Below are 12,340 nucleotides of genomic sequence, written 5' to 3' on the forward strand. Positions count from 1 at the left end.
ACCTCCCCGCCCGAAAACGCGGTGGCTTCCTTGGATGTGCACGAGTTCCCCTTTCGACGGCGTCATTCGGCGGAGTCCGCGGGCACGACGTCCTCGGGAGCGGGAAGGTAGCCGCCGTCGATCAGGAACCGGAAGCAGGCGTGTGCCCATTCCTCGCTGACCGGCGGGCAACTGATCCCCGATCCCTCGAGCGCTTCGGTGAGCACCCGGCATTCATCCATGGGATCGATCTGCCTCTGCAGATCCGGGTCGAGTGCCGCGTGCCGCATGGAGGCGACGCGCAGCAGCGGGGTCATGGGGAAGAGAATGTGATCCTCATCGACCCCGAGCGCCTGCCGGCGTGCCTCTTCCTCATCGATCACGTTGAGGTCGTAGCCGAACGAGCGCAGCCACTGGTAACACTGCTGCATCGTGGTGGGAGCCGGGTTGGTGATGTTGAAGTTCTTGCCGAAGTTCTCCTCCCGCAGCGAGGTGTGGACGATCGCCCGGGTGGTGTAGTCCACGGGGACCGCGTTGATCACGTCGTTGTAGAGGGGGAGAACTCCCAGATCCAGGAAGCCCCGGAGATACACGTAGAGGTAGTCGGTGTGGTGCGAGGCTCCGGTCCGGGTGTGGCCGGTGATCATCCACGGGCGCTGGACGGTGACCGGGACGCCCCGGTCCCGCGCGAGGTACACGATCCGCTCGGCGAGCCACTTGCTGCGTGGGTAGCCGGTCGGGATCCGAGGCGGCTGGTCATCCAGATCCTTCTCGGTGAAGGGCCGCTCGGCGCCGGTGCCCATGAAGACGTCCACGCTGGAGACGAAGTGCACCGACTTGAGGGTTTCCGTGGTCGCCAGTCGCAGCACCTCCTTCGTTCCCTCCACGTTGGCCGGCCGCGCTGCCTCGTACGGGAAGGTGAAGTTCACCACGGCGCCGCTGTGGTAGATCACGTCGATGAGGGAGGCGCAGGACGCGAACTCCTCCTCGGAGAGACCGAGGCGGGGCTTGGCGAGGTCACCCACGACCATCCTCATGCGGGATCGGTACGACTCCTTCCACGCGTGGTAGGTGCGCAGCGACTGCTCCATGCGCTCCCATGCCGAGTCCTCGTTCTCCGCACGGACCAGGCAGTGCACGATGGCATCGGTGCGCTCGATCAGTTCCACCGCCAGGAAGGCCCCCAGGTATCCGGTGGCGCCGGTGACCAGGACGTGGCGCGGGGCGAACCACTCCGCGTGCGGCAGGTCTCCCGGAGCGATCTCGTCCGGCAGCCGGATCTCGTCGTGCAGTTCGGCCAGTTGTTGCGCGTAGAGAACCTCACTGTCGACGTTGTCGCGCCGGCGACGGTCCTCCTCGATGGCCTGCGCGATACCGGCCACGGTGGGCACCCGGAAGATCTGCTCGACGGGCAGGGCGACATCGTGCTGTCGGGAGAGCTGGGCGGTCAGGCGGGCCACGAGGAGGGAGTTGCCCCCCAGGGAGAAGAAGTCCGCGGTGGCGCTGACCTTGCCGAGGCCGAGCAGGGAACAGAAGATCTCGGCGATCCTCGCCTCCAGCTCGGTGCCCGGCTCGGTGAAGTCCTCGGTACCGGTGTCGGGTTCCGGCAGCGCCGCGGTGTCAATTTTGCCGTTGCGGGTCAGCGGCATCCGCTCCAGCGTCACGAAGGCGCCGGGCACCATGTAGTCGGGTACCTGCGACAGGACATGACTGATCAGTGCCTCCTTCGTCAGCACCCGACCGACGACGGGAACGAGATAGGCCACCAGGCGCGCCGCGCCCGGCCGGTCCTCCCTGGCGATCACCGCTGCCTCGGATACCAGAGGATGGCGGAGCAGGACGTTCTCGATCTCGCTCGGCTCGATGCGGAATCCCCGGATCTTGACCTGGGTGTCCGTGCGCCCCAGGAACTCGATGGTGCCGTCCCGCCGGTAACGGGCGAGGTCTCCGGTCCGGTACAGGCGGGCGCCGGGCTCATCACCGAACGGATCGGGAAGAAAGCTGCCGGCCGTGAGCTCCGGACGATTGACGTATCCGCGAGCGACACCGCCACCGCCGATGTACAACTCGCCGGGCACGCCCGGGGGCACCGGATTGAGTCGTTTGTCGAGCAGGTGAATGCGGGTGTGGGGAATCGGGCGCCCGATCGGGACGCGGCTGCTCTCAGCATCCCCGACGGACACAGGGTGCACCGACGCCCAGACGGTTCCCTCCGTGGGACCGTACTCGTTGAACAGCGCGGTGTCCGGGAGGTGCCGGAAATGGGTGCCGACCAGACCGGGAGGCAGAGCCTCACCAGCCAGCACGGTCGTGCGCACGGAAGCGAGTGTGGCCGTGTCGGTCTCCAGAAGAACGGAGTACTGCGAGGGCACACCGTCAACGTGCGTGACGTCCTTGGCCCGAATCAGCTCGCCGAGCAATCGCGGGTCGAGTACCTCGGCCTCGTCCGGCAGAACGATGGTCCCGCCGCGACGCAGCGTCCAGTACAGGCCGCCGCCGGAGGCGTCGAAGGTGAACGGGGCGAGCACCAGATAGCGTTCCGGCATGCCGGGGCCCTCGCAGGCCGACCGAGCCAGGGTCGAGTGCACGATCTGGCGGTGTTCGACGGCCACGCCCTTGGGACGGCCGGTGGAACCGGAGGTGTAGATGACGTAGGCGAGATCGTCCGGTGTGATCCGCACCGCGGGCCGGGTGACCGGCCCCCCGGGGTCGGTGGTGGGAATCGCGAGGTGCTCCACCCCGGGCACCTTCACGTTCGGGCCGCCCGGTGCCGAAGGGCCGCCGACGATCACCGTGACGCCCGCGTCCTCGGCTATGGTGGCGAGCCGATCGGCGGGATGGGACGAGTCGAGCGGCACATAGGCGCCACCCGCCTTGAGGACACCCAGCAGGCCGGTCATGGTGTGCACCGACCGGTCGGCGAGCACCCCCACCCGGCTCTCCGGTCCCAGCCCGCGTTCCGCCAACAGCCCGGCCAGCTGGTCGGCCCGTGCGTTGAGGGAGGCGTAGGTCATCTCCTCTGTGCTCGATGTCAGGGCGAGGGCGTTCGGCCGGGCCGCCGCGGCCTCCTCGACGAGTTCGTGGAGCAGTCGCGGATCGCTGCGTTCGGGGTGGGCGCCGGCCCACGAGGTGATGTTTTCCCGTTCCTCACTGCTGAGCAGAGGGATGTCCACGAGAGGGCACCCGGGGTCGGTGATCGCGGCTTCCAGCAGGAGCGGAACGCGACCGATCAGATGCTCCACGGTGTTGCGGTCGAACAGGTCGGTGTTGTACTGCGCGCGCAGCGTCAACTCGTCCTCATGGTGCACCGCGTACAGGTCGATGTCGTGTGGCGTCCACGTGGTCGGCAGACCTACGGGGCGCGCGGTCGCCCCGGGCACCTCCCGGCGGCTCCACTGCGTCTCGAATCCGAAGGACGCCTGGAAGAGCGGAGTGCGGCTCAGATCACGCGGCGGCTGGGCCGCCTCCACGATCTGTTCGAAAGGCAGCCGGGAATGAACCAGGGCTTCGGACAGTACCGCCTCGGTCCGACGCAGCAGCCGCGTCAGGGACTCGGTCGCATCCAGTTCGAACCGCAGCGGCAGGGTGTTCTCCAACGGCCCGACAACCTCGGCGCCCCCGTTCTGCCAGGTCGGGGGCACCGGAACGCCGACGGCGAAGTCGCGCTGCTGGGAGTGTCGGGAGAGTACGGCCACGAACCCGCTCAGCAACAGACACGAAAGGGAATGTCCGGAGCGTTCGGCGAAGTCGGTCAGCCCGGCGCGCAACGCCTGCGGCACCGGGACGGTCACGGCCGCGGCGTCAAGGGTCTTCACGGGGGGACGTGGCCGGTCGGTGGGCAGCTCCAGCGGACTCGGCGCCGCCATCCGGGCGCGCCAGTACTCGATGTCCTTCTCCGCCTCGTCACCGGTCAGCCAGGCGCGCTGGGCGGCACCCAGCGCCCGGAGGTCCGCGACTCCGGGGGTCACCGCCGCGTGGTCACCGAGCAGGTTGCCGTAGCGCGTGAGGACCTCGTCGGTGAGTCGTCGTACCGACGGGCGGTCGGCCACCAACTGGTGGATGGTCAACAGCAGGACATGATCGTCCTCGTCGAGCCGCAGCAAACTCGCCCTGAGCAACGGGGCCTGTGTCAGGTCGAACGGTCGGCGGGCCTCCGCCGCGACGACGCGGGCCAGTTCGGCGTCCACCTGGTCGGTGTCGAGTTGGACGACCGGCAGCCGCAGCGACGCGACCGGCTTGACGGTGGCCAGCGGCTGACCGTCCACCGTCCGGAACGTGGTGCGCAGGACCTCGTGGCACTGCACGGTCGCCGCCAGTGCCTGCTGCAGCGCGGCCTGGTCGATCCGGCCGGACAGGCGTACCGCGCTGCTGATCTGCCACGGCCGTGTCTCGTCCATTCGGACGAGAAGCCACAGGCGGCGCTGTTCCAGCGTGAGGTTGCTGGTGAACGTGTTGGCCGAATTGTCCAGGAGGCCGGCCAGCGCCGCCCGCTTCTCGTCGGGTGTCAGGGAACTGATGTCGTGCTGCCTGCTCATGTGGGGACTCCCGTCCTCGCTGTCGGGTGGGCTCAAGCAGAGCGTTCGCGGACCGAGCGGGGACGCATGTCGGTCCAGACCCTCTCGATGTGCTTCAGGCATTCCTGCTTGGTTCCCGTCGGACCGGTGGCGGTCCATCCGACTGGCACCGACCGGTCGGCGAACCAGATGGAGTACTGGTCCTGCTCGTTGATAACGACCTGGAAGACGGTGTCGGCGTCGTCGATACCCATGACGTGCTCCTCGTCGTGTTGGACGGTCAGTTCAGATGGCGCAGGAGTTGGTCGATCTCGTCGTCGGACATGCCTGCCAGCTCGGCGAGGGTCCCCCCGCCGTCGCCGGTCTCCCGATCGTGGGTGGTCTGCTGTTCCTGGACGGCGGCCACCAGCCCGGTCGGGGTCGGCGCGCGGAAGAAGTCGCGCACCGGAATCTGAAGGCCGAACTCGTCCCGCACCCGGCTGAGCAGTTTCGCGGCGAGCAGTGAGTGGCCTCCGAGGCCGAAGAAATCGGCGTGCATGCCGACCCGGGGGAGCCCCAGAAGGTCGCGGAAGAGTTCCAGGACTCGTCGCTCCACGTCGTTGCCGGGCTGGATGTCCTCCTCGACGTCCCGCTGCGGTTGCTCCGGAGGCTGGGGCAGCGCTGTGCGGTCCACCGTCCCGTCGTCCGCCGTCGGCAGTTCTGCCAGGACGCCGAGAACGGCGGGCACCTCGTGTCGGGGCAGAGCTGCCCGGGCCCGGCCGCGAACCTCTGCGGCGAACGCCTCCCGCTCGCGTTCCGATCCCATCGGTACCGAGCCCTCCGGGACGAGCCACCCGATCAGCTGACCGTGGGTGTCGGATGTCACCACCGCCTCCCGGACACCCTCGATCCCCCGCAGCACCCGCTCCACCGCCGAGGTCACCACCGCGCGATCACCCACGAACAACCGTCCGGCGGCAGGACCCACGACGACCGGCTCGCCATCTCCCGCGAGACGCCCGAGCAGACCGGTCGGCACGGGCCCGTGCGCGGCATCCGTCATGTGCAGCTCGCCGACCACACCCGCGGGGACGGGCCTTCCGTGGACATCGAGCAGCAGGCGCTGGGTACCCGGCAACGGCGGTCCCAGGCGTCCACCGAGGCAGTTGTCCAAGGGGGACAGCGCCAGCGGTGTCGCCAGGGGCGCCGGGCCGGGGCGCCCCAGAAATACCTGACGCCCGGTACGCGCCAACATCTCGATCAGATCAGGCGGGAGGACCTCACCGACGCACACCAGCCGGGCGGCGGGCGGCGGTGTCCACCCCTCCGCCAGGGAACGGCGCCACGTCGGAGGACTCGCCAACACGAGGGCTCCGGGGGGACCGCCCGGAGCCGGACCTGTACCGGAGATCATGAGACTTCGGGCATGGACCAGTGGCATCAGAAGGTTCACGGGCGATGGCGGTCCCCCGTCGCCGAGGAGTATGACATCGTCCTCGGCGGTCACGGCGAGCCGGTTCGCGAGGGCGGTCAGCCCATCGGCGAGGGCACCGTGCGACACCGTTGCACCGTCGTTCGCGGGCATCCCGGACGCTCGCCAAGCGGGGAGGTCGGGCCCGGGGGCGGGCGTCCCCGGGGCCGGATCGAAGCGCGGCCCGGTGGTGATCAGCCAACCGTCCGGTTCCTCCTCGGCCTTCCGCACGAAGGCGCCCGTCAGGTCATGTCTGCGGCCGTACGCCAACACGCCGCCGACCTGCAAAACCGCCAGAATCACGGCGACCAGGCCACCCGAGGGGACCGGAGGTGTGGTGATGCGGGCTCCCGGCCCGATGATGCCCTCCGCCGACAGCCGCCGGGTGAGGGCGGATGCCCATTCGCGGAGTTCCCCCAGGGTCAGCACGGCGTCGGCCGAGGACAGGACCACGTCATCCGCCCCGCGTTCGTCCAGAAGCTCCGGCACGGTGCGGCCACCGGCGGGGGAGACGGACGGGCTCCGGTCGGTGCGGCCGTCACCCGCCGCGGACGAGGGCAGTGCCTCGACCGGGGTGTCCGGTGCCCGCAGTGCCTCGGCCAGAACCAGCCGGTACAGCTCCAGAAGACGCGCTGCGGTTCGCCGGTCGTAGAGCGCCTTGTCGTACTCGAGCCGGACACGCAACCCATCACCGTCTGGCAGGACGGTGAGCCAGAGATCGAATTTCGCAGCCGTGGTGGTCAGCTCCACGGGGGTCATCGTCAGCCCCGGCAGCTCCGTGGCGTCCGTCGGCGTGTTGGACATCGAGAACATCACGTCGAAGAGCGGATTCCGGTGGAGCGAGCGGGCCTGGCGCATCTCCTGCACGAGCCTGTCGAAGGGCATCTCGTCATGGGAGAACGCACCCAGACAGGAGTTTTTGACCGAAGCGGCCGCCGAGGCGAAACTCTCCCCCGGGCGCAGCCGGGCACGCAGCACGAGTGTGTTGGCGAAGAAGCCGATGAGACGCTCGGCGTCGGGGTGGTGCCGTCCCGCCACCGGAGTGCCCACGGCCACGTCCTCCTGCCCGGTGACCCGGGCCAGTACCACCATGAAACAGGTCAGGAGCACCATGAACGGCGTTCCCCCCACCTGTTTCGCCAGGCGGTCCACCTCGGCCGTCAGCGATCCGTCCAGCCGTTCCTCCAGCCGCCCGCCGTCGCCCCCCCGGTTGAGTTCGCGGGGCCGGTCCACCGGCAGTTCCAACGGCTCCGTCCCGCCCAGTGCCTTCTTCCAGTGGGCGAGCAGCAGGTCCATGCGCTCACCGCTGAGCCGGTCGTGGAACCAACTGATGTAGTCGGCGTACTGCACCGGAAGGTCAGCGAGTCCCGCCTCTCCGTTTTCCCTCGGCGCACCGTAGGCCTCGGCGAGGTCGCGGGAGAACACATCCATCGACCAGCCGTCACTGACCAGGTGGTGAATCGTGATGATGAGGGTGTGGCATCGCGGGGCCTCCTTCACCAGCACCAGGCGGAGCAGGGGCGGGGCGTCCAGGGCGAACGGCAGCGTCGCCTGCTCCCGGGCCAGGGCTTGCACCCTTTCCCTCGCATCCGCAGCGGGCAGGTCGGTGCAGTCCACCACCGGGAGCGGCAGCAGGGCCTCGGGCAGCACGAGCTGGTGGGGTTCTCCGTCCACGAGCCCCACACCGGTGCGCAGGCTCTCGTGACGAGCCACCACCTCGTGGACCGCCTGCTGGAGCAGTACCACGTCCAGGTCACCGGTCAGCCGCACGGCGCTGCTGATGTTATAGGCGGCGTTGCTCGCCGGATTGAGTTGGCATACGAACCACAGGCTTCGCTGGGCCGGTGCCGCGGGCAGGATGAAGTAGTCGCCGTAGTCGCGTGGGACTCCGCTGCCGACACCGCCGATGTAGGAGGAACTGCTCATCAGGCTTGTGCTCCCCTCGCCAGTAAAGAGCCGATCGCCGTCTCGATGAAAGCCACGACACTGCTTTCGTGGTCCTGCACGAAGAAGTGACCGCCTGGGAACTCGTGCACGAGGCAGTCCTCCGAGGTCTGCCGTGCCCAACCGCCGTCCCCGGGGCGCACCAGCGGATCGGCCGTGCCCCGTAACACGCGGATGGGAACGGGCAGGGGCGGACCGGGTGTGTACGGATGCGTCTCGGCCAGCGTGAGGTCCGCCCGTATCGTGGGGAGCATCAGTCCGACCAGTTCGTGGTACTGCGGTAGCTCCTGCGGCTCCATCCCCTCCCAGGCCCGGAGTTGCTCGAGCAGTTCGCCGTCCGGCAGCCGGTGGACCTGCTCGGTGTCCTCGTACTGCGGGGCGTCCCGGCCCGAGACGAAGAGCGCTGTGGGCAGCGGCAGCCCCGCCGTCCACAGGGCGCGCAATACCTCGAACGCCACCAGGGAGCCCATGCTGTGACCGTAGAGGGCGTAACGCCTGGTCGTGAGAGGCCGTAGCGCGGCCGCCAGCTCGGGGACGAGCGACCTCATCTCCGTGAAGGGCGGCTCGCCGAGCCGAGCTTCCCGTCCCGGCAGTTGCACAGCGGTGACATCCAGCGTCGTGGTGTGACTCTGCCAGTTCCGGTAGATGGCCGAGCTCGCCCCGGCGTGGGGGAAGCACACCACCCGACAGACCGGATCGCTCACCTCGCCGAATGATCTGAACCACCGTGAACTCGGTCGGATCGGGCGCACCCGTACCTCCCTCGGGGATGGCGAACGTTAGACGTGAGAAGGTGCCGGCTCCACGCCGCCGGATGAGGCTCTTCAACTGGATCGCAGGGCGGCACCCAATCCTTATCAGTTGCACGGGAGGGCCCGTCAACGGCCGCATTCTCATCTGAGAGGTGAGCGATAAGGAAGTGAGAGTCGGATGAGAGGAGGGCCCTTTTTAATTACCGCGGCGGTGCACTGTTCCCGTCACCCACCGCCCCCGTCGCACGGTTCCGGTACGCCGGGGCGGCATCGGATTTTCAGTGATCAAGGGATTGGAGCCCGCTGATGTCGATCTCCGCTCGTCCCACCCTCGTGCACACCCTTGTCGCCCACGCGGCGTCCCGCGGTGACAGGCAAGCCTATGAATACCTGCACGATGACGGTCGAGTGGACACCATCACCTACCGGGAACTGCTGGACCGAGCGGCCCGGGTGGCGCCGTCGCTGCGTACAGGGGACGGTCCCGCCGGGCCGGTCCTGCTGCTCTACCCGCCCGGTCTGGACTTCGTTGTCGCGGTCTGGGCCTGTTTCATCGCCGGGGCCCCCGCCGTGCCCGCCTATCCACCGATCTTCGGGTCCACCGACCGTATCGCCGACCGGTTCACCCGTATCCTCGACGACTCCCGCGCCACCACGATTCTCGCCGACCCGATGGTGTTGGATCTGCTCACCCCCGGTCTCCGCGCGGAGAGTTTGCCCCCGGTGGTGACGCTCGCCAGCGCGGGGAAGGAGGGCGGCGGCCCGATCGTCCCGCCCGACGCGGCGGACCCCGAGGCCCTCCTCGCCACCCTTCCCGCCGCGACGGACACCGCCCTCATCCAGTACACGTCCGGCAGTACCGGTCAGCCGAAAGGCGTCCTCCTGACCCACCGGAATCTCCTCGCCAATATCACGGCGATTTCGCAGGTGTTCGAGCTGGACGAAATGGCTCGGGTCGTCTCCTGGCTGCCCCCTTATCACGACATGGGGCTCATCGGATTCATTCTCACCCCGGTTCACGGCGGATTCCCGGTTCGTCTGATGTCCCCTGTGCACTTTCTGAAGAATCCACTCGCCTGGCTGCGGCAGATCGGTGAACTGGGAGTCACGCACACCGGAGGACCCAATTTCGCGTACGACCTGTGCGAGCGACGGGCCGGCAACGTCGACCTCTCCGACCTCGACTTGAGCACCTGGCGCCTGGCCTTCAACGGTGCCGAACCGATCCGGCCTGCCACCATGTCGCGGTTTGCCCGCCGGTTCGCTCCCCATGGCTTCCGTGCGGAGGCGTTTCTGCCCTGCTACGGGTTGGCGGAGGCGACCCTCATCGTCGCCGGACGTCACTGGAGGGGACATGACGACATCGGCCCGGACGATCGGGTGGACTGCGGACCGGTGATCGACGGTCACGAGCTGGTGCTCGTGGAACCCGCCACGGGTGGGCCGGTACCGGAGGGTACCGAGGGAGAGATCTGGGTCAGCGGTCCCAGCATCAGCGGCGGCTACTGGAACGCCGGGGAAACCTCCGACAGTGAGCACTTCGGGCACCTCGGTGGCACCCGCTATCTGCGCACCGGGGACTTGGGGCGACTGGCCGATGGTCGGCTGACCGTCACGGGGCGGCGCAAGGAGGTGCTCATTCAGAACGGGGTGAACCATCACGCCCATGATCTCTGCGCCGCCGCCGTGGAGAACAACCCGGCAGTACGCCCGACCGCTGCCGCGTTCAGTGGCGAGGACGAGGAGATCATCCTCGCTGTGGAGGTGGCACCGAGCGGGCACGCTTCCGCACGGCTCGCCGCGGACCTCCGCGCCCGCGTGCTCAACGCCACCGGAGCCCGCGTCGAGACGGTGGTGCTCTGCCCGCCGCGCACCATTCCCCGCACCACGAGCGGGAAGATCCAGCACTCGCTGGCGAGGCACCGCTACCTGGCGGGTGAACTCGCCGGACAACCCGTCCCCGTCGCATCGCCGGAGGCCACGGAGGAGGAGGCCGGCCTGATCACCTCCTTCTTCTCCTCGATTTTCGCGGCCGTGTGCAAGGTTCCCTCCTGCGGTCCCGACGACACACTCTCCGCCATCGGCGGCGACTCCCTGCGAGCCGCCGAGATCGCCGCGGTGGCCGAGGACGCGCTCACCCTTCCGGTGCCGGTGGAGGAAGTACTGCGAGCCCAGTCGCCGAGGGAGCTGACCGCGCGCTTGTCCCGGCGATGGTCGGAGGATGGCGTGGGCCCCACGGACGCCGCGGCTCGTGTGAAGAACCTGCTCCCCCAGCCCCGCGGCTGACTCCACCGACGGTGACGAGACGGAGGATCCTGCCCGTGTCCGAGAGCCCTCGATTTTCCGCCGACCTCGGCCGCTCTCTCCTCGCCCGATGGCGCGCCGGAAAGCCCCGGCCCACGGAGGCCGGGGTGAATCCGGTCCAACTCGGCCTGCGGCTCTTCGAGGAGATCCACCCCGGTACCGCGGCCAACATACTCCGCTTCGAAGCGGAGGTTTCCGGTCACGTCGACACCGCGCTGCTCTCCACAGTGCTGGACGAGCTGGCCCTCAGACACGCCGTATTGCGTACCACTTTCCCGCCCCACGACCGCACGGCGTGCGTGGTCGATCCGGAGGCCCGCCCCGATCTGACGGTCGTCGATCTGACCCATCTGGAGGCGTCCGTCGGCCGGCGCACAGCGCTGGCCCGGGCGAATGCCCGAGCGATCGAGCCCATGGACCTCGGGACCGGTCCACTGTGGCGCGTCACCGTATGGAAGCTGAGTGACACCACCTCGCGCCTGCAGGTGCTGGCACATCACATCGTGGCCGACGGCTGGTCTCTGGGCGTCTTTCTCGATGAGCTGAGCACCCGGTACGCCGGACAGCCCCTGGCGCCGGCCTTCCCGCTTCCCCCGGTGGAAGCCACGCCGAGCCGGGAGGATCTGGCCACCTGGCGCAAACGGCTCGCGGGCGCCCCCCCGCTCTCCCTGCCCACCGACCGTCCCCGGCCGGGAACGCGTCGATTTCGTTCAGCGCACGCGGATGTGGCGATCGGCGCCGACCTGCTGCGGCGTGTCCGGCGACTGGCCCACCGCGAGGACGTCACGCCCTTCATGGTCTTGCTGTCGGCACTCCACCTGGCGCTTTCCCGCACCGCAGGTCACTCCGACATCACCGTCGGTTCACCGATGGCGATGCGGGAGCGCCATCGCGCCCCGGGGGCGATCGGACCGCTCGCCACCATGCTCGCGCTCCGCACGGACACCACCTCCGCGCGGACGCTTCGGGACCTGCTGCACGCCATCCGGGATACGTGCCTGGATGCCTATACCCGCTCCCACGTTCCCTTCGAAGCGGTGGTCGAGCAGGCCGGTCGGAGCGGGGCGTCTCTGTTCGATGTGTTGTTCGTACTCCAGCCGGAAATCCCGGGAATCCGACTGGGGGATCTTTCCGTGCGGCCGCTGGCAATGGCTCCGGCCACCATCAGAAATGATTGCGAACTTTATCTTTGGCAGAGCAAGGACGGCATCACGGGATTCCTCGGCTATGACACCGACCTCTTCTCCGCCGAAACGGCCTCTCTCCTGGCGGACCGCTTCCTCGCCGCGCTGACCGCGATCACCGACGATCCGAGTTGTGAGGTGCGGGATGTGGGGGTGTTGTCGGTGGGTGAGTGTGTGCGGTTGGGGGGTGTGTCGGTTTCGTCGGTGGGGGTT

Annotated in this window: 6 protein-coding genes; 2 read left to right on the forward strand and 4 right to left on the reverse strand. The window is 68.6% G+C overall.

Translation table 11 applies throughout. The annotated features are described in order from the left end of the window. Positions 1–62: 62 nt before the first annotated feature. Genes FNQ90_RS00185 through FNQ90_RS00200 form a run of 4 tightly spaced genes read right to left on the reverse strand, consistent with a single transcriptional unit; the run spans position 63 to position 8,591 of the window. Positions 63–4,514, reverse strand: coding sequence for a non-ribosomal peptide synthetase family protein (locus FNQ90_RS00185; RefSeq protein WP_182604372.1), 4,452 nt, complete (start codon positions 4,512–4,514; stop codon positions 63–65). Positions 4,515–4,546: 32 nt separating this feature from the next. Then, positions 4,547–4,747, reverse strand: a complete 201-nt coding sequence (locus tag FNQ90_RS00190) for an MbtH family protein (protein ID WP_182604373.1) — start codon at positions 4,745–4,747, stop codon at positions 4,547–4,549. 26 nt (positions 4,748–4,773) lie between these two features. Continuing rightward, positions 4,774–7,869: a condensation domain-containing protein gene (locus tag FNQ90_RS00195; RefSeq protein WP_182604374.1), complete on the reverse strand. Its 3,096-nt coding sequence runs from the start codon at positions 7,867–7,869 to the stop codon at positions 4,774–4,776. Then, positions 7,869–8,591: a thioesterase II family protein gene (locus FNQ90_RS00200; RefSeq protein ID WP_323379699.1), complete on the reverse strand. Its 723-nt coding sequence runs from the start codon at positions 8,589–8,591 to the stop codon at positions 7,869–7,871. Before FNQ90_RS00200 ends, FNQ90_RS00195 begins: the two co-directional genes overlap by 1 nt. Positions 8,592–8,945: 354 nt before the next feature. On the opposite strand from FNQ90_RS00200, the gene FNQ90_RS00205 reads away from it, so the two are divergent. Then, positions 8,946–10,925, forward strand: a complete 1,980-nt coding sequence (locus tag FNQ90_RS00205) for an AMP-binding protein (RefSeq protein WP_182604376.1) — start codon at positions 8,946–8,948, stop codon at positions 10,923–10,925. Positions 10,926–10,960: 35 nt separating this feature from the next. Continuing rightward, on the forward strand, positions 10,961–12,340 hold a 1,380-nt coding region (locus FNQ90_RS00210; RefSeq protein WP_323379700.1), incomplete at its 3' end, for a condensation domain-containing protein.

Source organism: Streptomyces alkaliphilus (assembly GCF_014141535.1).
In the GTDB taxonomy this organism is placed as follows: Bacteria; Actinomycetota; Actinomycetes; order Streptomycetales; family Streptomycetaceae; genus Streptomyces; species Streptomyces alkaliphilus.